This is a genomic window from Rhodococcus sp. 27YEA6 (assembly GCF_044908235.1).
GTDB lineage: Bacteria > Actinomycetota > Actinomycetes > Mycobacteriales > Mycobacteriaceae > Rhodococcus_F > Rhodococcus_F qingshengii.
Genome location: NZ_JBIYCY010000010.1, coordinates 150,121 through 175,165, shown reverse-complemented (window position 1 = coordinate 175,165; position 25,045 = coordinate 150,121). Strand labels below are relative to the sequence as shown.

The window sequence follows — 25,045 nt, the reverse complement described above, 5'->3', positions numbered from 1 at the left end:
CGACAGCTACTAGTCGTATCGTACACATGGCATCCTGAGCAGAATTATCAAGGCCGCTTCAAAGATCTCAATCACATTGCGTTCATGCATGATTCAAACAACCAGCGCAAGCCTCTCGTTTATTACTCAAAAGTAAGATAGCGTGTGGTCGTCATCACACCAGCCCGTCAAGTACCGAGAGACATACGAAACCGAAGGGTCGATCGTGGCATCAAAGATTCTCTTTCAGGGAGCGGTGGCGCTGACAGCCATTGCACTCACAGGCATCACAGCACCTACTGTCGCCGCGCAACCGTCGGCGGATTCCTTCTATCAGTACGACGGTTCGGCACCGCTGTCGTCGTATCAGCCTGGGGCCGTGCTCAAAACGAGAACCTTGCCCTATCACGTCGTCAACATTCCTACCCCGTTGCAAGCCGTACAGGTGTTGTACCGGTCGACCGACGCTCTCGGCCGGCCGTCTGCGAATGTCACATCGATTCTTCGACCACCCAATGCCCAGCCGGACAAAGTTGTCTCGTTCCAGTCGGCCTACGATTCACTGAACCCGGAAGACGGGCCGTCACGAGCAATCGCGGGGGACACCCCGATCGGCAGCCTTACCGCCAGCGGGCGCAATGTCGCCTTCGGCGGGACTCTCGCTTCCGGCGAAGCCGTCATGTTCGGTCCTCTACTGGCGCTGGGCTACACCGTCGTCATTCCCGACACCGAGGGCCCGAACGCGGACTTCGCGGCGGGACCCGAATACGGAATGATGACTCTCGACTCCCTCCGTGCCGCTCGCAACACTCCCGAGACAGGTATTTCCGACTCAGCCGAGATCGGTCTGATGGGATACTCGGGTGGAGCAATCGCCACCAACTGGGCGTCCATCCTCGCTCCGGACTACGCCCCGGACATCAACGAGGACCTGATCGGCGCCGCCCAGGGTGGTCTGTTGGTCAACCCGGCAAACAACCTCCGGTACGCAAACGGAAGCATCGGTTGGGCAGGCGTTGTCGGGATGGCAGTCGTCGGACTTGCCCGTGCCTACGACATAGATTTCGATCCGTATCTCGGCGATCGCGGACGCGAACTCCTACCTCGGATCGAGGATGCCTCGATCGGGAACGTCATCCTGCAGTACCCGGGGGTGACCTGGCAGGACCTTGCCAAACCAGAGTATGCGAACCCCAACTCGGTGCCCGAGTACGTCGACGTCGCCAACAAGATCAACATGGGCAACGCGCCGATACCCACCATCCCGATGTTCATCGCTCAAGCCGCAAACGGAGCCCTCGAGGGCACCCAGCCAGGTGGACCGGGCGTCGGCCCTGGCGACGGAGTCATGGTTGCCGGGGACGTCCGCTCACTCGCCACTCGCTATTGCGACGCAGGTTTGTCCATCCAGTACGACCAGTACGACACCATCAGTCACGTTCCGGGTGGCGCGCTGTGGCTCCCCGGCGCCATCACCTGGCTCAACGACCGTTTCAATGGAAGTCAGTTGCCGAACAACTGCTCGAACATCGCACCGGGCAATTCCCTGGCGCCGGAAGAACACGCGGCGGGCTGACAAATCCAACAGTCGCATCAGATACCGATTGCCAGATCGTCGATGTCTGCGAGCGTGCCGCCGTTTTCGAGGATGCTCGTGTAGTTCCGAAGTCGGTTCTGATCTATCTCGGTAGTGCTGACCCCTCGCTTCCAGTACCCGAAGACAACTACATCGTCCTTCGCCAGGCCGACTGTCTTACGGAAATGCGCTCGAATGGCTCGCATCTCGTCCCGTTCCCCGGCACCCCACACCGCGTAGTCTCCTGGGTTATCGAGTTCGAGGGCGTACTCGGCGAGTCCATCTTCGACATGGTGCAGCTCGAGGCCGGGGATCACGGGCAGTTCCGCGAAAGCCTCGGCGTCACCGGTGGCGACCCAGCCGACGCCGGTCAGTCCCTCGGGCCACTGAAGCAGAATCGAATAGAGGGCAGGTATCGCGGTGTCGTCGGCGAAAAGTGCGACGCGGCGACCAGCGATCTCGGGAACGAGGAAGTGCGGGCGAGGACCGGTGAGCGAGAACGTGTCACCCACACGACGGTCGTCGGCCCAGCGCATCATAGGGCTGGTGTGACCGTGCAGCACTACGTCGAAGGTCATCGAACCGCTCGACGCATCGAAGGTGCGCACCGTGTAGACACGAGAGACGTCGTCGTAGTGCGGACCCAGCTGGATGCGAAATGCGACGTTGGGCCGCAACCAATTCGGGTCGTCCGCCGACGAAGTCAACTGGACGGCGATGCGCAAGATGCTCTCGGTCGGCCGTTCGACGCGTTCGACGACGGCAACCACGTCGTTGAGACCGCGGTCGTGGTCTTCTCCGCGTGGCGCCTTTGCCGACGCAGACGTTTCAGTTTCTTCAGGTCGAGATGCGGTAGTCATTGATATCTCCTGATCGGTGGTTCAGTTGTGGACGGGTAGTTGACTGACAGGTCTTCGATCACGCGGAACAACAAGTGGCCGTCCGGTTTCCGGGTCTTCGAGAACCAGCGCCTCGAGGTCGAAGACTTCGCGCAGTAACTCAGGGGTGAAGACGTCCGAGGCACTGCCCTGCATGACAATTTTTCCGGACCGCATGGCAACTACGTGCGTGGCATATCTGGCCGCGAGGTTCAGGTCGTGCAGGACCGCGACCAATGTTCGACCGGACTGGTGGAGTTGGGAACAGAGGTCGAGAACCTCGATCTGGTGTGCGATGTCGAGAAAGGTGGTCGGTTCGTCGAGCAACAACACCGGGGTGCGCTGCGCAAGCGTCATGGCGATCCATACCCGCTGACGTTGTCCCCCACTCAGCTCGTCCACCAATTGGTCTGCTGCGTATCGCATTCCGACTTCATTCAGGGCCTCGGAGACAACATGCTCGTCTTCGGGTGACCACTGGCGCAGCATGCTCTGATACGGATATCGGCCGCGGGATACGAGGTCTGCGACACTGATCGCTCCAGGCGAGAGCGGGGACTGTGGCAACAGGGCGATTCGCCGGGCGACTTCTTTGGTTCGATAGGACCGAATATCGTTACCGTCGAGCACAACACGACCCGATCGAGGTGTCAGCATTCTGCCGAGCGCACGCAACAATGTCGACTTGCCGCACCCGTTCGGTCCGACGACGACGGTGAACCCTCCATCGGGGATCTCGAGACTCAACTCGTCCACGATGGTTCGATCGGCGTACCGTAGTTCGATCTTCTCGGCGCGCAGCCGCGATGTTGGGGTGGCAGTAGTCATGAATCTCTTTCGTAGCGAGTTTTTTTCAGGCCTGACGAGCGAGCAGCCAGATCAGATAGGCACCACCGAGCAGACTGGTGACAAGACCGACAGGAGTGCGGAGACCGACCTCGACCGCTTGCGCGATCAAGTCGGCGCCCGCCAGCAGAACTGCGCCTAGCAGGAAGGAAGTCGCGACAAGAACACCGCTGCGCCGTGCCAACCGTCGTGCGATCTGGGGAGCGGCGAGCGCCACAAATGCGATGGGGCCGGTGGCCGCGGTCGCCGCGCCGGTGAGCGCGACCGCAAGCAGAATGCCGGCAAATCGGTATCGCTCCACGGAGATCCCGAGCGAGGACGCTGCGTCGTCGCCCATCTCCATCATGGTGACGCGCCGGGACACCACGACGAGAGCAGGAACGAGAACACCGACGGCGATCGCAACACTGACCGCGTGTGGCCAACCGCGCCCGGTCAGCGAGCCGGCCGTCCACTGCTGCACAACGGTGGCGTCGTCGATATCCGCACGCACCACCAGGAACGACATCACGGCGCTCAGCATCGCGCCCACGCCGATACCGACCAGGACAAGTCGAAGACCGCCGCTGACGCCGTCTTTGCGTGCCAGCGCGTACACCAGAAGCGCCGTCAGCATGCCGCCGAGAACAGCGGCGCCCGCGGTCTGCAGTACCCCGCCTCCGAAGAAGACGATCTGAACCACGGCTGCAGTCGCAGCGCCGGTGGTGAAACCGATGATGTCCGGCGATCCGAGAACATTGCGCGAAAGCGTCTGGAAAACCGCGCCGGCCACACCGAGGCTTCCGCCCACGCCGATCGCCGTGATCAGCCGCGGCAGCCTGCGATTCTGGACGGACCGAACCGCCGCTGGGGCGCCTTCGCCGTGCAGGGCACGCCATACTTCGCCCAAGGACAGATCCAGGGTTCCATACATCAGCGTGGCAAACGAGAGCGCCGCCAATGCCGCACTGATTGTCACGGTTACGAACAGCACTCGCGGAACTATCCGCCACGAGTACGACCCGATTCGAACCACCCAACCGCGGAACAGCGGTGGAACCGGCTGTGCTGCAATCGCGTTCACAGCGACGCCACCCGCCGCGAGCGCACGAGCGCAACAAACAAGGGGCCACCGAGCACCGCCACGGCGATCCCCGTCTGCAGATCTCCCGGCGCTGTGGCAACGCGACCGAGAACGTCGGCCAAGAGCAGAAATGCCGGGGCGACAACGAGCACGCACGGCAGAAGAAATCGCAGATCCGGCCCGACGACACCGCGCACGATGTGCGGCGCAGCCAGGCCCACGAATCCGAGCGGTCCAGCCGCCGCAGTTGCGGCCCCTGCCAGCAGGATGACTGCGACAGCGGATCCGACCCGTGCGGGTCCGGTGCTGGCACCGAGCCCTTTGGCGACATCCTCGCCGAGCGCGATTGCGTTGAGTGGACGAATCAGCAACAACGACAACACGATACCGACGATGACGAAGGGCAGAACAGTGACGATCACGTCTCCGCCGCGGCCTTGCAACGAACCCACTGCCCAAAATCGGAACTGATTGAATGCGGCCTCGTTACTGATGAGAACCATGCTGGTGAGAGCCGTGATCGCCGTCGCAACAGCGGCACCGGCAAGCGCCATGCGCGCTGGGGTCGCGGCGCTGCGATGCGCCGACCCCAACATGTACACACCTACCGAGGCAACGGCCGCGCCGGCAAGCGCGAACCACAGATAGCCGCCGACCGAAGTCACCCCCAGATAGGCAATCGCAATCACGACTGCTGCTGATGCTCCGGCGTTCACACCGAGTAGTCCCGGATCGGCCAGAGGGTTGCGGGTGATCGACTGCATCAGCGCGCCGGCCAGTCCGAGCGCGGCCCCGACCACAAGCCCGAGAATTGTTCGAGGCAAACGTGATTCGATCACGATCAGGTGCTCGTTGTTACCGGCGTCGTAGGAAAGAACTGCATCGAGGACAGTGGAGACGGGGATGTTGCGTGAGCCGATGACGAGTCCGCCGACGGATGCCAGCACGATTACAACGATGGAGACGAGGACCAACAACCCCGCACGCGCTGCCGTCCCGGACCGCAGTGGCGCTTCGGTCCGGGACTGCACAGAAACACCCACGCGGTCATCCACCGAACGTGGACACCAGCGACTCGACCGTCTGCTTTGCACTGAAGTAGTCGAGACGGAAGGCTGCCGTTCCCATCGCGTATACCCGATCACCCTTGACCGCAGGTTGATTCGCAAGGAGCGGGTCGGCCGCGAGTTGCTTCTCCACGTCCTTGGGCCCCATCGAGACGGCAAACAGCGTCTGCGCCCCGTCTAGTGCGGCAGACATGTTTTCGGAGCTGACGATCGCGACGCCGGAGGCACCCCGCTTGTCCGGAGCGACAAACTGCTCGGCGGGCTCGGCATAGGTGAAGCCGAGCGAGGCCAGCAGATTGCCCTGCGGGCTGTCGGCTCGAAACGTCCAGACACCGTCGGCACCCATGTAGACCAGTGCCGTCACCGGCTGCTCGGGAAGTTTGATCTTCGCGGCTTGGGTGGTGACCCAGCTGTCGTATTCGTCGACGGTTTTGGCGGCCTCGCTCTCGAGTCCGGTGACAGTCCCGAGCTGATCAGCGAGCTCCTCCCAGGAGCTGGCGCCGTAGTCGAGAAGAACAGTGGGTGCGATGTCGCTCAGCTGTGAGTAGGCATCGAGTGTCGAGTCGCCGCCGTTAGCGGAGCCGATGATCAGATCGGGCTCGAAGGTCTCGATCGCGTCGAGGTCCAGCTCGAGATTTCGGTAGAGCACCGCGACGCCACGATCAGCCGCCACGCCCGACCACTGGGAGAAAAACCCGTGGTCATCGGTCATTCCCGACGGCGTTGTCGCCGCACTCGCGACCACCGGCGCTCCGATCGCAAGCAGCGTGCCGGTCAACGACGGCGAGGTGGACACGATCCGAGTCGGCTTTGCAGTGATCTCGGTACTACGGCCGCCGTGATCGACGGTGCGCGGCCAGCCCTCGGTGGCACCGGAGGTTTCCTGGGTGCCCTCGGTTCCGGTGTCACTACCTGACGAATTCGAGCAGCCGGCAAGAGCGAGGGCGACGACCGCGGCGAGTACTGCCGCCGTCGGGCGTAGAGATCTGCGCATGAGTATGTGGCTTTCTGAAGATACGAGAGTGCGCCGCTGCGAACGCAGTCGGCAGAGGTAAAGTTAGCCATACTTAAGTCGCAAGGGTTGTCCAGGAGCGCCAACGTGTTACCACTATCGGGAAGGTCGGACGCAATCGACTTGGGGCCGATCCGCGCCTGCCGCACCGAGCCAAGCATCGGCCGCTCACCCCTGTTGTTCTGGGTTCTCGCAGGTAGTGGACGCGTCAGGACCGGATCGACCGTCTACGAGGTGCCGGCGGGCGAGTTGTTGTGGATCCCGGCGGGCGTGCGATATTCGATGGAGACGGACTCGGATTCCGTCGCGTTTCCCATCCTGCTTCCGCCCTCGGACGGCGTCAGCGCCGGGCCGGTTACCGTGACGCGTCTGCGCGTTCCGCCCGGATGGGAAGACAGACTGATCCACGAGTTCGTTCACAACCTGGGCTATCTGCGCGGCGACGCTGCACACCCGTCGTCCTTGTTCGAAATGATTACCCGGGCCGACGACGGGGCCACCTCGCTGCCGCAATTGCCGCAATCACGGGAAGCGTTCGAGATCGCGCACGCCCTGTTGCGAACACCTGGCACCGACGACACCGAGGCACAATTCGCGAAGCGTGCCGGGATCAGCATTCGAACGCTCCAGCGGTACTTCGTGGAAGAAACCGGCCTCACCTTCACGCGCTGGCGGCTACGAGCTCGGATCGCCGCGTCATTGGAGTACCTGAAGCAGGACCGCGAGATCGGTTGGATTGCAAACGAAGTCGGCTTCGAAACGGGCAGCGGATTCACGCGTGCGTTCCGGGCCCAGATGGGAGAGAGCCCGAGTGACTATCGCCGCCGGGCCCTCTCCGGTCCAACCGATCGCAGCGTGGACACCGACAACGATCAAGCATTGGTCCGCATGCTCGCAGAGCCCAGGCAGCCCGGGGAAACAGCGCCGCCGATACCGGCCAATGCGACGTGGCCGCGCGTCAACGGCGCCCACGTCGCCGTGTGGGTCTACCGAGGCCAAGCCCGGGTGGACGTCGCGGACCGCAGCTGGGAACTGCGCACCGGAGAGGCCATGATTCTTCCTGCAGGCGTCCTCAATACCGTCACGGTTCCGACTGGTTCACTGCTTCTGCCGCTCGGCTTCCGTTCCTCGAACGGGTCGACCGTATCTGCCGACGCCCTCGAGACCGTGCAGTTCTCCCCCGCTGACGAGTTGGCATTGCTGCACACTTTCGTCGCCGCATACACGCCCTTGCGCCCGCGCGGCCACGACAGCGCCACGGCATTCGACATCATCGCCACCGGCCCTCTTGCACAACCGGTTTCGAACACCTCGCCCGCCGATTCGATTGCCACACGACTGGCAGCGACGATCGCCGCCCGCCCGGCCGACCCTCGCACTCTGGACGAGTGGGCGCAAGAGTTCGGTACCGACGCGGCCAGGCTGCGCCGGGAGTTCCGTATCGAAACCGGCACCACGTATCCGCAGTGGCGATCGCTTTCACGGATGACCCAGGCACGCACCCAACTCCAACTCGGGGTTGCACCCGGCACGGTGTCGAGGAACCTGGGTTACGCGCACCTGCCCGCATTCAGCCGAGCGTTTCGCACTGCGCACGGGATCTCACCGCAGCGCTTCCAAGCCCAGTCCGTCGAACGCGCCCTCTGGTTACGATCTGTGCCGCGCGCCGCGGAGCCGAGCGCTCGGGTTCTTCACACCCACTGAACGAGTTGCCACACGATTCCGTTGGGGTCGACGAACTGGCAGTAACGCTCACCCCACGGTTCCGTCTCCGGTTCGGTGACGACGGAGGCACCTTCAGCAGCGATGCGGGCGAACTCGGCGTCGACATCGTCGACCACGAATGCGATGAGCATGCCTTGACCAGCCGGACCTGCGACGAAGTCGGGCTTGAACGTCCCGAGCCCGGTGCGCAGGAAGACCACGTTGACCCCGGCATCCGGATGATTCAGAGAAACGAAGCCGTCATCGGCCATGGCCTCGGTGAAACCGAAATGGGTTTTCGCGAAGTCTGCCGATGCCTCGGTGTCGGCGACGTTCAAGGACAGAGCAGTGCTGGTGATTTTCATCGTGGGCCTCCCATGATCGATAAACCTTATGCAGTGCATACAGTATGCACCGTATAAGGTATACCACCGTTGAGGTATTCCCGATTTCTGGAGACGACTGATGGCACGCGAACTGATCGACCTGCTCTGGCGCGATCACCCCCTCGCACCGAAGGGTGGCACCCGCGGCCCGCGAGCGAAGGTCACCACCTCACAGGCGGTCGACGTCGCGATCTCCGTCGCGAATACCGACGGCCTCGACGCCGTGACGGTCCGCCGATTGGCCGCCGAACTCGGAATCTCGGGCATGGCGGTGTACACCCACGTCGGATCCCGCGACGATCTGCTGGTGCTCATGGTCGACGCCGTACACGGACACAGCCCACTCCTGCCGTACGGGAACATGACCTGGCGCCAACGTGTGCGTCGGGTCGCCGAGGAAGAACTTGTCCTCTATACGGAGCATTGGTGGCTCCTGAACATCTCCGATCAGCGCTCCGCGTTGGGTCCGGGAACTATCGCGAAGTACGACCACGAACTTCACGCCTTCGACGGCACGGGACTGACCGACATCGACCGGGACTCCGCCCTGACATTTGTCGCCGACTTCGCCCGATCCTCGGCGCAAGCGCGGCGCCCTGACCCCCGAGCAGCCGACATGGCCGAGGTGTGGTCGTCCTGGAACCAGCGCCTGGCTGCGTATCTCGGCGACGACTTCCCGCTGGCGCAGCGAGTCGGAGGGGCGGCCGGCGAGGCCAAGAACTCCCCGTACGGCCCCGAGGCGGCCTGGGAGTTCGGGCTGGACCGGGTACTGGACGCCCTGGACGGCCTCATTCACATCGAATGACATTCCTGCAATTCGTGGGAGACAATGTGTCCGTGCAGCGTTTCGGTGGGTCTCGACGGTCCGACGGCGACTCTTCGTTGTTCGAACCGCGAGAGCTGTTGCACGCCTACGAGAATCGATCGATCCGAGAGGTACGAGATTCCGGCGAGCTTCTCATCGAGATTCCGCTGAGCGACGCGAGCATCGTCGAGATCACCGTTCTTGATGCCTCTGCGGGCTGGATCGACTCCCGCGTGCGAGGACTCTGCAGTTCACTGGACAAGATCGACCGCCGGGCTCAACGCGTACTTCGAGGGGGATTCAGCATCGGCTGGATCGAACTCGAATCGGAGCGCCACGGCGTCATCGACTACTGGGAAAACGGGGTCAACAACGAATACCCCATCTCCATCGTGTGGAACGGAAACTCCTGGGAAGAAGCGGCAAGCACCTAGCCTCGAAATCAGCGGCATATATCCACGAAGACGGGGTAGACGAGTACATACCAGCGGCACATCGACTCAACTCCAGGCGTGGTGGACAATGTTTCTCAGCGACCAGTCAATTCGTCACCACACCCGTCGTTTCGGAGCAGCTCTGTCGCCTTCACACAAGTGGCCTCCGCCCACCGAAACACAGCGCATCGCACGCTGGAGTGAGCGGTCGGAGATGCTCGGCGCGCTGTCGGTACTCCTGTTCTGGGCTTTCGGCTTCGGCATCCTGCTGGGAGTCGGCGCGATTACAACGGGAATCTTCGCGCTCCGACGTCACCCGAAGAAGTCTGGTGGGCATCTACTCTCGAATGCCCGCCAGCTGCCATGGGATGCAATAGTCGGCCTCTGCACCGGCGTCATCGGTCTGGCACTGAGCGGCTGGTTCTTCGTGGTGGTCCTACCCAACATGTAGCCCTCTGCTAGCCGAGTCCGTTCGCGGAGGTGGCCAGCGCTCGGAGTTCACGTCGGAGGATCTTGCCGGTAGTGGTGAGCGGCAAGCTGTCGATGAACGTGATCTCCCTCGGGTACTGGTAGAAAGCAAGGCGACTTTTCACGTGGGTCTGCAACTCCTGACGGAGGTCCTCCGAGGAGTTCGACCCCTCGGACAGTACGACAAAAGCGTGAACCGCTTCGCCGCGCAACGGATCCGGAACACCGATGACACCTGCCATGGCTACCTCGTCGTGCGAGAGCAGGCACTCTTCGATCTCTCCGGGGCCGATTCGGTACCCCGCGGACGAAATGACGTCATCGGCACGTCCCTGGTACCAGAAGTTCCCGGCGTCATCAGTCCGACCCAGATCACCGGTGTGAATCCAACCGTCGTACACCTTTTCATCGGTCTTCGACGGCTGGTTCCAATATCCGAGGAACTGTCCGGGGTTGCCTGCCTTCACACAGATCTCGCCTACCTCACCAATCTCGACCGGCTCGCCGAGTGGATCGAGGAGGGTGACTTCGAAGCCGGGGAAGGCGCGGCCCATCGAACCGCTGGCGGGACTCCACTTCGACCGCGACGTGCCGATGGTCAGATTCATTTCCGTCTGCCCGTAGAACTCGTTGACAGCTACGCCGAGAGTGCTCGCAACCCAGGCTTGCAGCGCGTCACCGAGTGCCTCACCACCGGTTCCCAATGCCCGCAGCTGAATACCACGCGCAGCAGTCTTGTCGACGCCGATGCTTCGCATCTGCTTGAGGGCAGTGGGAGGAATGAAGGCGCCCGTCACCTTGTGACGGCTCAGAATCTCGACCGCACGCGAAGGCGTGAATTTGTCGGGCGTCGCAACTACGGGGCACCCCAACGCAAGTGCGGGGAACAGTACGTCGAACAAACCACCGATCCAGGCCCAGTCTGCCGGCGTCCAGAAGACGTCTCCCAGCTGCGGAGCATTGTCGAACGCCGTCCGCATACCGGGCATGTGCGCCAGGAGAATTCGGTGCCCGTGGAGCGCGCCTTTCGGATTCCCGGTCGTCCCTGAGGTGTAGATGATGATGGCATGTGAATCGGGGCCCGTGGCTACCAGTTCACTACTTTCTGCGGCATCGTCGACAAGGCTGTGGAAATCGAGGATTTGCACGGGCGTCGAATCGGAGAGCCGATCGAGCCTTCCGACCACGATTACGGCTTCGAGACCCGGTATCTCACCGATTCCGTCGGCAACTCTTTCATAGCAGTCCTTCTCGACCACAAGAACTTTCGCGCCGGAGTCACGCATCCGATGTACTAACGCATCCGATCCGAACTTGACCGAAAGTGGAACGGTGACCATTCCGGATCGGAAGGCGCCCAGATGTGTCGCCAGAACCTCGATTCCCTGTGGGACCATCACACCGACGCGATCGCCTGAGACCAGGCCGAGATCCGCGAGCACGGTCGCGAACTTTCGGCTCATCGTGGCGACTTCACCGAATGTGTACCGCGCCCAGTGCCCACCGGTGTCTACGACGAGGGCCAGATCATCGGGATTCTGTACATCGACACATGCGTGCGCAATGTTGAAGTGCTCGGGCACAGCCCATTCGAAGTGTTCTGCTTCGAGGTCCTGCCACCATGACATATGCCGCCGAGAACTCACCGAGCACCCACTTCGAGGTCGAGGGAATGGGTCTCGCCTACCAGGAATGAGAATTCGCCGGAGAAGACAAGGTCTCCGTCTTGGTTGACGAGTGAGCCTTTCGACGTCACGATCGCGGTCTCACCGTCCGAGCGAGGGCGCACCGACAGCACTTCCGACACCGCATGCACCGAGTCGCCGAGGTAAGTCGGCCGGTGGAATCTGACCTGATCGAGCCCGTAGAAGCACTGCAGGTAACGGGGGTCCAACTCCACCAGACCGAGCAAGGTGGACAACATGAGAGCACCGTGGGCGATCTGGCGACCGAAGCGCGTCTGCTGCGCGTAGTCGGGGTCGAGGTGAAGAGGATGGCGGTCCCAGGTGAGGTCGGCGAAACTTCGCACATAGTCTTCGGTGACGACCCGCGGGTCCGTCACCGCAATGTCTCCGACAGAGATCTCTTCGAAACTCTTTGTGATCATTGAAGTTTCCTCTATTAGTTGACAACCGTGGAGCGTTGATCGACCGGCGGCAGATACGCCCCGTTGTCATCGATGTACATGTCGCGACTTCCTTCGTCGAGGTCGGTGTCACGGACGAAGTAGACGCTGATCAGCGAAATAACCGACAGTGCAGCGATATACACAGCGACCGCAAACGATCCGCCGGTTGCGCGAACCAACATGGCGGCAACCATCGGCGCGATTGCACCACCCAAGAGCACCCCGATCTGAAAAGCGATGGACGCTGCGCTGTACCGCACCCGTGCGTCGAACAGTTCCGCGATGAACGTCGCCTGCGGCCCGTACGAGATGCTGAGCATGAATGCGCCGACTGCCAATGCGCCGGTGGTGATCCAGAAGTTGCCGGTATCTATCGCGGCGAATGCAACGAAGACCCACACTCCCATGCCGGTGATGCCGACCATCAGGATCCGGCGTCGGCCGAATTTTTCGGACAGTTGACCGAAGATCGGAATGAAGATGACTGCAACGAGCGCGGACACCATGACCGCTCCGAGCATGAGGTTTCCGGACAGCAGATCGAACTGATCGGCGTAGGTCAGGCTGTAGGTGTTGAGGATGTAGAAGTAAGCGCCCGTGCTGATCATCGAACCTGCGGCAAGAATGATTTGACGAGGGTAGTTCTTGAACGCGTCGACCATCGGAATCTTGACCGCAGTGTTCTGCTGCTTCACGCGAGCGAATGCGGGAGTCTCTTCCAACGCGGTGCGAATGTAAAGCCCGACGGCGACCAACGCGATACTCAGCAGGAAGGGAATTCTCCACCCCCACACCAGGAATTGGTCCCCGGTGAGCGCCTTGGTGCCGAACATGACGGCCGTCGCCAGCAGAAGGCCAGCAGGCACACCGACCTGCGGCATACTGCCGTAGAAACCGCGGCGGTTCTTGGGTGCGTATTCCACAGCAGTCAGAACTGCACCGCCCCACTCACCCCCGACGCCGAAGCCCTGAATCAGTCTCAGCAATACGAGAAGAATCGGGGCCCACACACCGATCTGGGCGGAGGTCGGAAGGACGCCGACCAGGAACGTCGCTGCTCCCATCAAGAGAAGTGCGAGCACCAAGACCTTCTTGCGTCCGATGCGGTCGCCGAAGTGGCCCATCACAACACCGCCGAGTGGCCGCGCCAGGAAGCCGACAGCGAAGGTGGCGAAGGAAAGAATTGTCGCCAGCGCGGGGTCTGCGCCCGAAAAGAACAGCGGCGCAAAGACCAACGCGGCGGAGGCGCCGTAGATCTGAAAGTCGTACCACTCGATCGTGGTGCCGACCAGAACCGATCCGGCCACACGCCGCAGGGCAGGCCTGTCGACAGTTGCGGGAGATGGGGGATTCGCGTCGTTCATGTCATTGCTCCTTGTATGGAGTGCCCTGTTAGCTCTCGCACCGAGAGGGAGGCTCGACAAGGAGACTATGCAGTGACCCAGGGCACAGTCAAGCGTATTTCAATCGATCGATTGATTAGTTGAGATGCAATTTGCCAGTACACAAACAGCTATCAATCGACTGATTGACAGCCGGTCGATTTCGGCGGCGATGCTAGCATGATTGGGCAACCAACCGAAATGAGGATCATGGACCTGGGGCGCGTTCAACGGGCGGCAGTCACGCTGTTCGCGACGAAAGGATTCGCCGCCACCGGCATTCGTGAGCTCGGAGCCGAAGCCGGCATCAACTCGGCAACGCTCTACCACTACGTCGGCAGCAAAGAGTCACTGTTGGCCTCGATCATTCGGTCCTGCCTCGACGAGCTGACGCAGTCGGGAGAGCGGGCAATGCGCCGAAGCGCCGATCCCGTAGTCCAGCTCGCCGGCCTGGTGTCGTCACACGTCGGCATTACCGCCGTCAACCAACTGACTGCCCGCGTCGCCGAGTACGAGATGCGCGGGTTGACCGGAGACAACCGCATCGAGTTGCAGACCCTGCGCGACGAGTACGAGCAACTTTTCGGACAGATCCTCGAACGCGGACAACGCGTGGGCGCCTTCGACATCGAAGATCTGGCATTGAGCCGACTCGCGATACTCGAGATGTGTACCGGGGTCGCGCATTGGTACCGGCCCGGTGGGCGTCTCGAGTTGGAAGATGTCCAGCGATTCTTCGTCAGCACCACGTGCAAGCTTCTGTCGGTTCCGTCCGACGAACTGCACGGTGTGGAGTTCATTCACGACGTCCAAAAGCTGGACAGCGAGCCCGAGACTCAGTCCTCCGAGATCTGGGGAACCACTGCACAGAGCGAATTCGCGCGACAGTCCGAGCTTTAACCGCCCCTCGAAACTCCCGGCTCTGGTACGAACTGAACATGCAACTACCCGCGGACAGTCATGTTCACAGCGAGTGGTCGTGGGACACCGGCGGACCGCTGTCGCACGCATCCGGACGAATGCAACAGACTTGCGCGCGTGCCGAAGCAATCGGATTGCCGGCGTTGGTGTTCACCGAGCATCTCGACTTCGATGCTCGGTGGCGCACAACCGCCGCAGATCTGATGCCCCATCAACATCACCTGCTGAGCACCGACGGCTATGTCCGCGCACCGATCCTCGACGTCGACGGCTATCTCGACAGCATCGAACGATGCCGACACCGTTTTCCTGAATTGCGGATACTCACCGGCGTCGAGTTCGGACAACCGCACCTGCACGAAGCGCAGGCGTCGCACCTCCTTGATCTCGGTGTCATCGACCGGGTGTTGGGTTCCTTGCACACGCTCGAAGTCGGCGACGATCGGAGTGAACCGAACACTCTGTTTCGAAAGTGGAGTGCCGACGAAGTCATGTGGGCATACCTCGATGAGATCCCGCGTATGGTGGCTGGCTCTCGGACCTTCGAGGTGTTCACCCATATCGACTACGCGGTGAGTGCATGGCCGATCGAAAGTGCCGGACCTTTCGATCCCCGTCGATTCGAAGAGGGATTCCGAAATGCGATGCGCGCCATCGCCGACAGCGACCGGATCCTCGAGATGAACACCCGTCGGCTGTTGCCCTGGATACCCCAATGGTGGAGCGAAGAGGGAGGTAAAGCGGTGACATTCGGCAGCGATGCACATGTGCCCGAAGCTCTGGCAGCCAATTTTCCGGAAGCGACCGCGATGCTCGCGCACTACGGATTCCGTCCGGGTCAACGTCCCGAGGAGTATTGGACCCGCTGATCCGCCTGATTCCAGACCGATATTTCCGTGAGCTCGGGTTGTCGGAGACGGATCAACCCGCAATAGTCGATGTATGGATCGGTACAAAATCACGATGCCCGACGGCTCTTCGACCGAGGAACCTTTCAACTCCGACAAGGAAGCAATCACTTGCGCAGTGGATGCGAACCGAGGAGTCAGCAAGAACCTCGTAGTCGAAAAATACACGGCCGACGGTCATCTGGTTCCAACCGCGCAGGCGCCTGCGAAACACACAGGTCGTCACAAGAAGAACCGTTCGAAGAGTTGAAAACTCGACTAGTACACAACTCTCGAACTCGGTGTGTGGCGACCGGATGCGTGACGCAGAAGTAGTTGGATCGCGTGCTCGACAGTTGCACCGAGGACAGCTTCGGGGTCGCCCGAGAAAACCTGCTTCTCCGTTTCGGCGGTCCCATGGTCGACGACTCCGAACCACACAGTTCCGGGTCGAACGTTCTCCTGGGTATCAGGACCGGCTTCACCGGTGACGGCCAGCGCCAGCGACGCACCCATCAGTGTGGCGGTGCTGTGCGCCATGACCCTGGCTGCCTCTTCGCAGACCACTGGCCCGTCCGGAACATGAAGTACGGAATGTTTCACCTCGCGGGTGTACGCGACGATCCCACCACAAAACCACGATCCGGCGTCCGGCGCCTTTCCCAGATGTGCGGCGATGTTCCCGGCAGTCAACGATTCCGCCGTCGCCACCGACAGACCGTGTTCCTCTACTGCCGCAGCCAATTGCCTGCACATATCGTCGAGATCCTTGTCCGACGGAAGCTCGGGTCGTGGATCGCCATTCATATGTTCCTCCTCCTGCAGTCCGATCGGTGACTTCGACAAGACATTGAAAGTTCTCGAATGCCCATTCCAACCGTGCCTTACAGCTCACTGCCCCCTTGCGAACTGCACCCTTCGAAAGTGCGTCGAGCGCACTCGTCGATCACATCAGCTACACGTGACCGACGCGTGAGTTGACGGCGCTGCACGATCGCCCCGTTTCCGTTGCTGAACACCTTGTCCAAGGAGGCCGTGACCTGCTCGAATTCTCCGAATGCAGTCAACGCAGGTTCGACGTGATCCACCAATTGCCGAACCGCCTGGTGTGCAGTCAGCAAGCGCACGGATTCCACGTCCAGCGACCTCCCGTCGAGTCCGTCACGCGCCGCCCGCCAGCAAGCCGCGCGGAGTAGCTCGTGATCGACAGCAGGCGCTGCTTCACCTTTCGTGATCGCGGCGGATGCGGTACCGACGAGTGCCTGCACCAGTGTGGCCAGAGTCATCGTCTCCTCCACGGTGGCGGGCACGTCGCTGATCCGAATCTCCACGGTGGGAAGGTGATCCGACATGCGCACATCCCAATAGACCATGTGTGGATCGAGAATGACCCCTGTCTCCAGCATTGCTGCAACAGCATCTTCGTAGTGCGCCACGGACTCGAAGTAGGGCGGCGGACCCGAACTGGGCCATCGGCCGAACAGAACGTAACGCCAACTCGCATAACCGGTATCGCGACCGGCGCTGATCGGAGAGTTCGCCGTCAGTGCCAACAAGGTCGGTAACCATGGGCGCAGATGGTTGATGATTTGGACCGATCGTTCTCGATCTTCCACACCGACATGAATGTGGCAACCACACATCACACCTTCGGTGATCGCTCTGAATTGACCGGCCATTCGCTGGTATCGCGACGTTTGAGTGATCTCGTCTACCGGCGGATCGTAGAACGGCGTCCCGACTGCGATGAGTTGACAACCCACACGGGCAGCGGCGTCGGCGGTGACGGCACGCGACTCACAGAGTTGATCACGAAGATCACGAATATGGTTTCCGATCGACGTGGACGTCTCCACCTGACAGCGCGTGAGTTCGAGTTGCAGCGAGATACCGAGTTCCCGCCCGGCGGCAGCAACCTCGGAGTTGCGCAGAGTGGGATGTCCAGTCTGCGGATCGCAGAGCAAGAACTCCTCTTCGACACCGAGAGTCGGTGTACCTACCGAGAATATGTCGGGAGTCGGCTTCGCGTTCATAGGGCTTCCTCGCACCGGTTTTCATCCACATCCGATTCTTCGAGCGTACGACCTTCTACCCCTTTCGGCACTACTCCGACCGTTTCATCCAGTCACCGATCGGGTAGTTGCCCTGTGAACCGACGACGAGCGAAGAATCGCAAGTCGTCATGAGCTCAGGATGGAGTGTGCCGTGACAAACGCGAGCGAAAGTTCACCGGTAGATGACGAACACACAAATCGATCGCACGTAGGGGAGGCAATCAGCGACGGTCGCAACTATCCCGGATACCTGCTGATCGGACTGGGCCTGGCAACACTCGGATTGACCTTGGTGGCAGCAGGTTACGGATTTCGTGGTTGGGCAGTCATTGCCGGCGTCGTGTGCGTGGTGTCCTTCATCGTCGGAACACTGGCCATCTTGATGGAACACCGACGGGTCAAACGACTGGAAGGTCAGGAACTCTTCGATCAAGAAGGGCACTGAACCGACCGCTCGAGTCGTATTCTGCTCAAGCAGAATACGACTCGAGCAGAACACAGCTCAGTGAGTGCGGAGTTGCTCGATCAGCTCACCCTTGTTCAGCTTCGAATAGCCGTGCAGATCGAGTTCCTTGGCACGTTTCTTCAGCTCGTCGACTGTCCACTCCTCGTACGGCGAGGATTGTCCGCCGGACTTGGCGACATTCGACCGCCCTCGATTGGCGGCCGCATTGGAGATTCGGGCCGCCTTCTCCTTGGAATCGCCCTTCTCGCGTAGCTCTTCGTAGAGTTCTTGATCCTTGAGTTGAGGTTGTGAGTCCTTGCGAGCCACTGTTTCGTCCCTTCACTCGTCTTCACTCCGACGGTGTGGCCGAACTGGCAATTCGGCCACACCGCAGGTTCGAACGTACGTCGGCACTCAGGATGTAGGCGGCACCTCGAAACGCCCCCACACGCGGTGCGTCTTCAGAAGCTGAGCCAGCGAGGCGAGTGCTCCTTCCGCGTCTGCATCGACGACGACTCCCAATGCAGACTCGTCGATACCGGCCGCAGCCAGCGCACTCATGCTCTCTCCCCAACCACCAATTGCCTTGCTGTGACGATACATTTCGTTCAGCAGAGTCTCCACCCGTGGATCCAACTTGCCCTCGCCGATTCGAGAAACGTCGCCGCTCAGCAGGATTGCATCGAATTCGATCGAACGAGCTGTGAGGTACGTTCGCTGCACCGTCACCGCGTCGTCACCGTCCCCGATGGTTCCGCCGTGCGGGCCGAGGATCAGCGGCACCATGCCGGCGTCGAAGATCTTGTCTCGAACGGCGACAACCGTTTCGAGATCGGAGTTCTCATCGACCAGTAGTGCGATGATCCTTCCGTCTACCGGCCATTCCGCACCAACCTGGGACAATGCAGGGCTGAGCTCCGGATCACTCAACGGCTCGGTCGGTTCGGGAACCGGAAGGCCAAGCCCCCCTGCGACGATCGACACGAGACCCGCGTCGATATTTGCCAAGATGCCCAGATTCCGGGTCTTGATGTTCTCCTCGTAGCACTTACCCAATTCGAAGGTATACGCCTGCGCGACGTGCTCCTGTTCGACAGGGGAGAGACTGCGATAGAAGAGTCGAGCTTGCGAGAAGTGATCGTCGAACGATGCCGGCGCCTGCCTCACCTTTCGCCCTGAAACTTCTTCGGGCACCTCGATATAGGCCGCGCTCTCCGCCGAGGCCAAGAACGGGCACCCACCGTCCAACGAATTGGGATGGTACGGCGCAACTCCGGTATGTACACCGTCCTGATGAAAGCCGTCGCGAAGCATGTCGTTGACAGGCGCGTGAGGACGGTTGATCGGGATCTGATCGAAATTGGGGCCACCGAGTCGCGTGATCTGGGTGTCGAGGTACGAGAACAAACGTGCCTGCAGGAGACGATCGTTGGTGATGTCGACACCCGGAACCAAGTGACCCGGATGGAATGCAACCTGCTCGGTCTCGGCGAAGAAGTTCGTCGGATTGGCGTCGAGTGTCATCGTTCCGATGACCTGAACCGGCGCGAGTTCTTCGGGCACGATCTTGGTGGGATCCAATAGATCTATGCCTTCGAACATTTCGTCTTCGGTATCAGGGAACACCTGCACGCCCAGATCCCAGGACGGATATGCGCCCGCCTCGATGGCGTCGGCAAGATCGCGTCGATGGAAATCCGGATCCACACCGCCGGCGATCTGCGCTTCCTCCCACACGAGTGAATGCACTCCGGCGGCCGGCTTCCAGTGGAATTTCACCAGATTCGTCTCGCCATCGGCATTCACGAGCCTGAACGTGTGAATACCGAAGCCCTCCATCATGCGATAGGAGCGCGGGATGCCGCGATCGGACATGTTCCACAATGTGTGCGCCGTGGCCTCGGTGTGCAGCGACACGAAATCCCAGAATGTGTCGTGCGCGCTCTGCGCCTGCGGGATCTCGCGGTCCGGGTGGGGCTTCGCGGCATGGATGATGTCCGGGAATTTGATGCCGTCCTGGATGAAGAACACCGGGATGTTGTTGCCCACCAGGTCGAAGACACCTTCGTCGGTGTAGAACTTGGTGGCGAAACCGCGTGTGTCGCGTACGGTGTCCGCCGAACCTCGTGAACCCAGCACCGTCGAGAACCGCACGAACACCGGGGTTCGAGCACCGGAAGCGAACACCGATGCTTTACAGATGTTTTCGGCCGCGCCATTCGCCAGGAACGTTCCGTGTGCGGCCGCCCCGCGGGCGTGGACGACGCGCTCCGGAATTCGCTCGTGATCGAAGTGTGTGATCTTCTCACGCAGGTGGTGGTCTTGAAGAAGAGTCGGGCCGCGCTCGCCGGCAGTGAGTGAGTGGTCGGTCTCGTAGAGACGTGTACCGGTTGCGGTGGTGAGGTACTCCCCCCGCTGGCCGCGACCGTTTCCCTTCACCTTCTCCTCGGCACCCGCGACGGTACGCACCTCCGGCTGCCGCTGGTCATCCTTGGGCGGCAACGGCTGTCGAGGCTTGACCGGCTCTTTCAGGTCCGGCGCTTTCGGGGCCGGTGCACCTGGGACGGACTGAGATGAAGGCATCGAACAGCTCCTCTTGATCGTCATGCTGGGCGCAAGAATCTTGTTACGCCTTATGTAAGTAGAGATTTCAAACTGAACGCGGAGCCACGACTCACCCCCGGCTGGGATCAATCCCAGGCCGAGGGTGACGAGTGCGTCAGGGGCTATTGCTCGGACTTCTGTCGCGCTTCGTCCGCGGCCGCTTCTGCGCGAGCCTTCTCGGCTTCTGCCTCTTTCTTCGCGACTTCTCGCTGGCTTTCGGCCTTGTCCTGCTGGGCGCGGCCCTCTCGGGTCAAACTGTCGTTTCCGGAAACCGCACCCACGGCTTCCTTGGCCTTACCCTTGACGTCCTCTACGACGCCTTTGATTCCCTCGCTGGGACCGCTCTTGTCATCTGGCACGTTGACCCTCCAATACGTTTCGGATTCTCGCTCGGGGATCCCACACAGGTAGGACTCCCACACAGAAGGCCCTACCCCGTCGAAATTCGCATAAACATCCGTGCACCGACACGCCGCAACGCGTACAAGAAGCGGCCACCGAGGGGAGTGCCGTTCACTCTCGTGTGTTATTCAGTGCTCATGAGCCAGTTACAGACCGATCCCCCCGTGGGCGGAACGCTGTCCACGATTCGCGCGCTTGCGCCCGACCTGGCTCCGAGCGAGCGATGCGTCTCGAACATCTCAAATAGCAAACAGCATTCTCAGAAACTGTTTACCGGGCACAGGAATTGGCGGGACTCGTTCCAGAAGGGGAAGAGGTCGGTGGTGGTGGCCGTGGGGTGGTCGATCTCGGCGAGAGTGTAGAAATCGAGAATCGTCCGCCCGGCGGTTGCGCTGACCTCGCATGCCTGCAAGCTCAGTTTCGCCTCCGCCACGAAGCCGATACTGCGGGCGAAAGGTCCGAGGGTCCCGGCATTGACAAAACCCTCGAGGTTTTGTCCCCACTGGTTGTAGTCCGACTGCAAAGCAAAGCTGCATGTTTCACCGAACAACTCGGTGCAGGTTGTCGGCTTCCCACCGATCGTGTGAACCGTATCGGCGAGCTCGTGCGAAGTACCTTCGCGCGGTGATCCGGAAAGGAGAAGCAAGACGGCGACGGCCAAGGCAACCACCAGAAGGATGCTCGCGGCCGTTGCCAGTATCGCCTTCACAATCCCTCGATCCACGTAAGTTCATGAGGGGAACCGTTTTTGGAACACCGGTCACTGGATTTGTACCCGTGACACTCGGGGTCCAAACATCGACCAGGCTGGGAGCCGTGCATCAGGCTGGGGGGTCGCGAGAGGATCTGTGGGAAAAAGCCGGGGGAGGATCGACACTCCCTTCCACTATCAATGTATATCGCACCGGGGGCCTTGCGGCAAGGCCCGGGTAGTGCCGCAGAATGGCTCTTCCGATCCCGCACGACCCACTACGGGATCGGAACAGCCAGCGGAAGTGAGGGCACGTGCCAACCCAGGGATACGAAGAAGAACTGCGATCCGAGCGGAACTATGTGGAGGGGCTCTACGCTCGCCTCGATGCGGAGCGCGCCCGAGTCAAGGACAGGTACAACACCGCTCTGCGCGGAAACGGCGAAGCACTCATGGAACGCGACGCCGAGGTGCGCGCGCTCGCCAAAGAGGTGAAGAGGCTGGACGTAGCCGACAACGGCCTGTGCTTCGGCCGGTTGGACTCGCTGTCGGGTGAGACTTCGTACATCGGCCGAATCGGCCTTCTCGATGCGGACAACGACTACGAACCGGTGCTGCTCGATTGGCGGGCGCCGGCATCTCGCCCGTTCTACGTTGCCACCGCTGCCAACCCGGAGAACATGCGTCGACGCCGTCAGTTCCACACACGCAGTCGACACGTGGTCGATTTCACCGACGAGGTACTCGGGCGCCCTGACGGCGCAGAACACGACACCCACAGCGATTCCGCCTTGCTCGCTGCGGTTAACGCACCGCGAGGTGAGGGCATGCGCGACATCGTGGCCACGATCCAGGCCGAGCAGGACGACATCGTCCGACTCGAACACCCCGGGGTGCTGGTGATCGAAGGTGGCCCCGGTACCGGGAAAACCGTCGTCGCCTTGCACCGCGTCGCCTACCTGCTCTACACGCAGCGAGAGCGAATGGAACGTCACGGCGTTCTCGTGGTCGGGCCGAACCCGGCGTTCCTGAACCACATCGGCCGCGTACTGCCCTCGCTGGGCGAGTCCGACGTGGTGTTCATGACCACCGGTGATCTCGTTCCGGGTTTACGCGTCACCGCCGAGGACGCTCCTGAGGCCGCTGGGCTCAAAGGCTCGCTGAAGATCCTGGACGTTCTCGGCGCAGCGATTGCCGATCATCAGCGATTGCCCGAGAACCCGTTGTTGATCGAATTGGCGGACGTCACAGTGCGAATCGACGCCGAAACAGCGGAGTGGGCCCGAGAAGAAGCTCGTTCGAGCGGACTCCCCCACAACGACGCTCGCACTGTGTTCACCGAAATCGTCACCTGGGCACTGACCGAGCGGGCGATAGCGCGGATCGGCAAGGGATGGTTGACACGCAGTGACCGTGAAGCCTGGGAACAAGTGCGCGCAGATCTGACCGCAGAGTTGGCGGAGAATGACGCGTTTGCCGCCGCACTCGACGCACTCTGGCCGATCTTGACACCGAAAGAGCTACTGACACAGCTGTTTACTTCGCCAGAACGCCTACGCAAGGCAGGCGCAGACGAGACACTGTTGCGCCGAGAGGGCGATGCCTGGACGATGTCCGACGTTCCGCTTCTCGACGAATTGGTGGACATGCTCGGCCGGGACAAGCCCGTCGACCAGAGTGCCGAACGTGAACGCCGCGACGAGGCTGCGTATGCAGCGGGCGTGCTGGACATGATGATCAGTCGTGAAGACTTGATGGACGACGAGGATCATCTCCTCGCCCAGGACATGCTGTACGCCGAGGACCTGGCGGATCGTTTCGTCGAACGCGATACCCGGGAGCTCGCCGAACGCGCTGCTGCTGACCGAGACTGGACGTACAGGCATATCGTGGTCGACGAGGCACAAGAGCTGTCCGAGATGGACTGGCGAGTCCTGATGCGCCGCTGCCCGGACCGGTCTTTCACGGTGGTAGGTGATCTCGCGCAACGACGTTCACCCGCAGGTGCTCGCTCGTGGGCGACGATGATGGAGCCGTACGTCCCCCGCCGCTGGATCTACCGATCCCTGTCGGTGAACTATCGCACCCCCGCCGAGATCATGAGCGTCGCCGCCGCCTTGCTCGCCGAGTTCGCGCCAGACGTCCAGCCACCCGAGTCCGTCCGCGCCTGCGGGGTCCAACCGTGGTCCAAGCGAATCTCCGCCGACGAACTAGCCTCCGCCATCGACGAATTCAATCAGGACGAGGCCGGACGCGAGGGTACGAGCGTCGTCATCGGACCTGAGGACGTGCCCGGCGCTGTGCCGGTTTCGGAAACGAAGGGCCTGGAGTTCGATGCCGTGCTCGTCGTGGAACCGGAGCGAATCATCGCCGACGGCCCACGCGGTGCGTCTGAACTCTATGTCGCCCTCACCCGCGCAACCCAACGTCTCGGCGTCCTACACGAGGGGCCATTGCCGCACGCATTGACCGGGCTCGTCCGGGTCGGGACGGCCAGATCACCGCAATCGTTCGCGGCGAGCGATCGTGCTGTGTAGGCCTTCGGCAGCAGCGCGCACGTAGGACACCTGGCTCTCGGGGACGAAGCGACTGGTGGGACCGGTGACACTGATGGCCGCGACGGGTTTGTCATTGGTTCCGAATACCGGCGCCGCAACGCACGCGAGACCCGGCGCTGATTCCTCGCGCTCGAACGCAATACCGGTCTCGACCACTCGGTTCAGTTGGGTGTTGAGAATGCCGGGCGCAACAATTGTGTGCGGGGTTCGGCGCGTCATCGGCTCCGACAGCACCTCGCGGCGAAACTCGTTGTCGGAGAATGCCAGGAGCGCCTTGCCGATTGCGGTGCAATACAGCGGTATCCGGCCACCGGTCCGGGACGGCGAGTTGGCTTGCCGGTGTCCGCCGATCTTCGCGACGTAGACGACGTCGTGGCCGTCACGGACCCCCAGGTGGACTGTCTCGTGGGTCCGCTCGTACAGGTCCTGGAGGAACGGCATCGCCATCTCCAGGAGGCTACGTTCGAGAGAGGCGAGCATGCCGAGTTCGAAGAGGCCGCCGCTGAGCCGGTAGCCACCGTCGATACGGTCGAGTAGCCGGTTCGCGACCAGTTCGTTGGCCAGGCGGTGCACCGTCGCCTTGTGCAGGCCCGTCCGCTGGACCAGGGTGGCCAGAGGCAACACGTGGTCGTCGGCCCGGAAGGCGCGCAGGATCGTCACCGCCTTGCCGAGCACGGTGTCGAGGTTTGCGCTGCCAGTCACCTCCCCAGCGTATCGCTGAGTGAGACAGTTCCCTGGCGCAATCTCGGTGCCGC

The 25,045-nt window shown here is 61.6% G+C and carries 25 protein-coding genes; 9 read left to right on the top strand and 16 right to left on the bottom strand.

Annotation, left to right across the window (positions count from 1 at the left end; all coding sequences use genetic code 11):
- Positions 1–205: 205 nt before the first annotated feature.
- A complete protein-coding gene (locus ABH939_RS23590) occupies positions 206–1,555 on the top strand; it encodes a lipase family protein (protein WP_030537416.1) in 1,350 nt (449 codons plus the stop codon).
- Between the two features lie 17 nt (positions 1,556–1,572).
- Here the strand turns inward: ABH939_RS23590 and ABH939_RS23585 are convergent, their stop codons facing one another.
- Genes ABH939_RS23585 through fepB form a run of 5 tightly spaced genes read right to left on the bottom strand, consistent with a single transcriptional unit; the run spans position 1,573 to position 6,403 of the window.
- Positions 1,573–2,415 (bottom strand): siderophore-interacting protein, encoded by an 843-nt coding sequence (locus ABH939_RS23585; protein WP_054188306.1) that lies wholly within the window; start codon positions 2,413–2,415, stop codon positions 1,573–1,575.
- A 21-nt stretch (positions 2,416–2,436) separates the two neighbouring features.
- Positions 2,437–3,261 carry an ABC transporter ATP-binding protein gene (locus ABH939_RS23580; RefSeq protein ID WP_003943123.1) on the bottom strand — a complete coding sequence of 275 codons (825 nt, stop codon included), beginning with the start codon at positions 3,259–3,261 and terminating at the stop codon, positions 2,437–2,439.
- A 25-nt stretch (positions 3,262–3,286) separates the two neighbouring features.
- Positions 3,287–4,342, bottom strand: coding sequence for an iron chelate uptake ABC transporter family permease subunit (locus tag ABH939_RS23575; RefSeq protein WP_082893088.1), 1,056 nt, complete (start codon positions 4,340–4,342; stop codon positions 3,287–3,289).
- Positions 4,339–5,385, bottom strand: coding sequence for an iron ABC transporter permease (locus ABH939_RS23570; RefSeq protein WP_225320184.1), 1,047 nt, complete (start codon positions 5,383–5,385; stop codon positions 4,339–4,341). The genes ABH939_RS23575 and ABH939_RS23570 overlap by 4 nt, the downstream gene beginning before the upstream one ends.
- 4 nt (positions 5,386–5,389) lie before the next feature.
- Positions 5,390–6,403, bottom strand: coding sequence for a Fe2+-enterobactin ABC transporter substrate-binding protein (gene fepB / locus ABH939_RS23565; RefSeq protein WP_404650222.1), 1,014 nt, complete (start codon positions 6,401–6,403; stop codon positions 5,390–5,392).
- A gap of 105 nt (positions 6,404–6,508) precedes the next feature.
- On the opposite strand from fepB, the gene ABH939_RS23560 reads away from it, so the two are divergent.
- Entirely contained in the window at positions 6,509–8,125 is a 1,617-nt protein-coding gene (locus ABH939_RS23560; RefSeq protein ID WP_166502816.1) for an AraC family transcriptional regulator, read from the top strand.
- Here ABH939_RS23560 and ABH939_RS23555 read toward each other — a convergent pair.
- Entirely contained in the window at positions 8,113–8,490 is a 378-nt protein-coding gene (locus ABH939_RS23555; RefSeq protein WP_404650221.1) for a VOC family protein, read from the bottom strand. The two genes, ABH939_RS23560 and ABH939_RS23555, sit on opposite strands and share 13 nt — an antisense overlap.
- A gap of 100 nt (positions 8,491–8,590) precedes the next feature.
- Between ABH939_RS23555 and ABH939_RS23550 the strand changes: the two genes are divergently transcribed.
- From ABH939_RS23550 to ABH939_RS23540, 3 genes are all read left to right on the top strand, one after another.
- Positions 8,591–9,316: a TetR/AcrR family transcriptional regulator gene (locus ABH939_RS23550; RefSeq protein WP_404650220.1), complete on the top strand. Its 726-nt coding sequence runs from the start codon at positions 8,591–8,593 to the stop codon at positions 9,314–9,316.
- Positions 9,313–9,750, top strand: coding sequence for a hypothetical protein (locus tag ABH939_RS23545; RefSeq protein ID WP_083056212.1), 438 nt, complete (start codon positions 9,313–9,315; stop codon positions 9,748–9,750). Before ABH939_RS23550 ends, ABH939_RS23545 begins: the two co-directional genes overlap by 4 nt.
- An 88-nt stretch (positions 9,751–9,838) precedes the next feature.
- On the top strand, positions 9,839–10,201 hold the full coding sequence (locus tag ABH939_RS23540) for a hypothetical protein (RefSeq protein WP_223304476.1): 363 nt from the start codon (positions 9,839–9,841) through the stop codon (positions 10,199–10,201).
- Between the two features lie 7 nt (positions 10,202–10,208).
- On the opposite strand, the gene ABH939_RS23535 is transcribed toward ABH939_RS23540, so the two are convergent.
- The 3 genes from ABH939_RS23535 to ABH939_RS23525 are packed head-to-tail and all read right to left on the bottom strand — an operon-like array spanning position 10,209 to position 13,710.
- Positions 10,209–11,846 carry an AMP-binding protein gene (locus ABH939_RS23535; protein ID WP_208690607.1) on the bottom strand — a complete coding sequence of 546 codons (1,638 nt, stop codon included), beginning with the start codon at positions 11,844–11,846 and terminating at the stop codon, positions 10,209–10,211.
- Between the two features lie 14 nt (positions 11,847–11,860).
- Positions 11,861–12,325: a MaoC/PaaZ C-terminal domain-containing protein gene (locus tag ABH939_RS23530; RefSeq protein ID WP_003943225.1), complete on the bottom strand. Its 465-nt coding sequence runs from the start codon at positions 12,323–12,325 to the stop codon at positions 11,861–11,863.
- A 14-nt stretch (positions 12,326–12,339) separates the two neighbouring features.
- Entirely contained in the window at positions 12,340–13,710 is a 1,371-nt protein-coding gene (locus ABH939_RS23525; protein ID WP_042448184.1) for an MFS transporter, read from the bottom strand.
- Positions 13,711–13,938: 228 nt separating this feature from the next.
- Here ABH939_RS23525 and ABH939_RS23520 point away from each other — a divergent pair, with 228 nt between their 5' ends.
- Entirely contained in the window at positions 13,939–14,628 is a 690-nt protein-coding gene (locus tag ABH939_RS23520; RefSeq protein WP_404650218.1) for a TetR/AcrR family transcriptional regulator, read from the top strand.
- Positions 14,629–14,666: 38 nt separating this feature from the next.
- Positions 14,667–15,518 (top strand): PHP domain-containing protein, encoded by an 852-nt coding sequence (locus ABH939_RS23515; protein WP_404650217.1) that lies wholly within the window; start codon positions 14,667–14,669, stop codon positions 15,516–15,518.
- A 297-nt stretch (positions 15,519–15,815) separates the two neighbouring features.
- Here ABH939_RS23515 and ABH939_RS23510 read toward each other — a convergent pair whose 3' ends face one another.
- On the bottom strand, positions 15,816–16,343 hold the full coding sequence (locus ABH939_RS23510; protein ID WP_287483309.1) for a CinA family protein: 528 nt from the start codon (positions 16,341–16,343) through the stop codon (positions 15,816–15,818).
- 77 nt (positions 16,344–16,420) lie between these two features.
- Complete coding sequence (locus ABH939_RS23505) at positions 16,421–17,569, bottom strand: glutamate--cysteine ligase (protein WP_007735690.1); 1,149 nt, start codon at positions 17,567–17,569, stop codon at positions 16,421–16,423.
- A 160-nt stretch (positions 17,570–17,729) separates the two neighbouring features.
- Between ABH939_RS23505 and ABH939_RS23500 the strand changes: the two genes are divergently transcribed.
- Positions 17,730–18,035, top strand: coding sequence for a hypothetical protein (locus ABH939_RS23500; RefSeq protein ID WP_007735689.1), 306 nt, complete (start codon positions 17,730–17,732; stop codon positions 18,033–18,035).
- 57 nt (positions 18,036–18,092) lie between these two features.
- Here ABH939_RS23500 and ABH939_RS23495 read toward each other — a convergent pair whose 3' ends face one another.
- The 4 genes from ABH939_RS23495 to ABH939_RS23480 all read right to left on the bottom strand — a co-directional run bounded on the left by ABH939_RS23495 (position 18,093) and on the right by ABH939_RS23480 (position 21,765).
- The gene (locus tag ABH939_RS23495) at positions 18,093–18,362 is read right to left on the bottom strand and encodes a Rho termination factor N-terminal domain-containing protein (RefSeq protein WP_003943161.1); all 270 of its coding nucleotides are present in this window, start codon (positions 18,360–18,362) and stop codon (positions 18,093–18,095) included.
- Between the two features lie 87 nt (positions 18,363–18,449).
- On the bottom strand, positions 18,450–20,618 hold the full coding sequence (locus ABH939_RS23490; RefSeq protein ID WP_003943216.1) for a catalase: 2,169 nt from the start codon (positions 20,616–20,618) through the stop codon (positions 18,450–18,452).
- 143 nt (positions 20,619–20,761) lie between these two features.
- Positions 20,762–20,998, bottom strand: coding sequence for a CsbD family protein (locus ABH939_RS23485; RefSeq protein ID WP_003943084.1), 237 nt, complete (start codon positions 20,996–20,998; stop codon positions 20,762–20,764).
- Between the two features lie 302 nt (positions 20,999–21,300).
- Positions 21,301–21,765, bottom strand: coding sequence for a hypothetical protein (locus ABH939_RS23480; protein ID WP_225320190.1), 465 nt, complete (start codon positions 21,763–21,765; stop codon positions 21,301–21,303).
- Between the two features lie 281 nt (positions 21,766–22,046).
- On the opposite strand from ABH939_RS23480, the gene helR reads away from it, so the two are divergent.
- Complete coding sequence (gene helR, locus ABH939_RS23475; RefSeq protein WP_404650216.1) at positions 22,047–24,269, top strand: RNA polymerase recycling motor ATPase HelR; 2,223 nt, start codon at positions 22,047–22,049, stop codon at positions 24,267–24,269.
- On the opposite strand, the gene ABH939_RS23470 is transcribed toward helR, so the two are convergent.
- Positions 24,231–24,992 carry an IclR family transcriptional regulator gene (locus tag ABH939_RS23470; protein ID WP_003942865.1) on the bottom strand — a complete coding sequence of 254 codons (762 nt, stop codon included), beginning with the start codon at positions 24,990–24,992 and terminating at the stop codon, positions 24,231–24,233. The genes helR and ABH939_RS23470 overlap by 39 nt on opposite strands.
- Positions 24,993–25,045: the final 53 nt, after the last annotated feature.

Bases quoted from the DNA above. Each gene is read 5' to 3' on its own strand.
- ABH939_RS23585 (WP_054188306.1), bottom strand. From the start codon at position 2,415: ATGACTACCGCATCTCGACCTGAAGAAACTGAAACGTCTGCGTCGGCA.
- ABH939_RS23580 (WP_003943123.1), bottom strand. From the start codon at position 3,261: ATGACTACTGCCACCCCAACATCGCGGCTGCGCGCCGAGAAGATCGAA.
- fepB (WP_404650222.1), bottom strand. From the start codon at position 6,403: ATGCGCAGATCTCTACGCCCGACGGCGGCAGTACTCGCCGCGGTCGTC.
- ABH939_RS23555 (WP_404650221.1), bottom strand. From the start codon at position 8,490: ATGAAAATCACCAGCACTGCTCTGTCCTTGAACGTCGCCGACACCGAG.
- ABH939_RS23550 (WP_404650220.1), top strand. From the start codon at position 8,591: ATGGCACGCGAACTGATCGACCTGCTCTGGCGCGATCACCCCCTCGCA.
- ABH939_RS23545 (WP_083056212.1), top strand. From the start codon at position 9,313: ATGACATTCCTGCAATTCGTGGGAGACAATGTGTCCGTGCAGCGTTTC.
- ABH939_RS23540 (WP_223304476.1), top strand. From the start codon at position 9,839: ATGTTTCTCAGCGACCAGTCAATTCGTCACCACACCCGTCGTTTCGGA.
- ABH939_RS23535 (WP_208690607.1), bottom strand. From the start codon at position 11,846: ATGTCATGGTGGCAGGACCTCGAAGCAGAACACTTCGAATGGGCTGTG.
- ABH939_RS23530 (WP_003943225.1), bottom strand. From the start codon at position 12,325: ATGATCACAAAGAGTTTCGAAGAGATCTCTGTCGGAGACATTGCGGTG.
- ABH939_RS23525 (WP_042448184.1), bottom strand. From the start codon at position 13,710: ATGAACGACGCGAATCCCCCATCTCCCGCAACTGTCGACAGGCCTGCC.
- ABH939_RS23520 (WP_404650218.1), top strand. From the start codon at position 13,939: ATGGACCTGGGGCGCGTTCAACGGGCGGCAGTCACGCTGTTCGCGACG.
- ABH939_RS23515 (WP_404650217.1), top strand. From the start codon at position 14,667: ATGCAACTACCCGCGGACAGTCATGTTCACAGCGAGTGGTCGTGGGAC.
- ABH939_RS23510 (WP_287483309.1), bottom strand. From the start codon at position 16,343: ATGAATGGCGATCCACGACCCGAGCTTCCGTCGGACAAGGATCTCGAC.
- ABH939_RS23505 (WP_007735690.1), bottom strand. From the start codon at position 17,569: ATGAACGCGAAGCCGACTCCCGACATATTCTCGGTAGGTACACCGACT.
- ABH939_RS23500 (WP_007735689.1), top strand. From the start codon at position 17,730: ATGGAGTGTGCCGTGACAAACGCGAGCGAAAGTTCACCGGTAGATGAC.
- ABH939_RS23490 (WP_003943216.1), bottom strand. From the start codon at position 20,618: ATGCCTTCATCTCAGTCCGTCCCAGGTGCACCGGCCCCGAAAGCGCCG.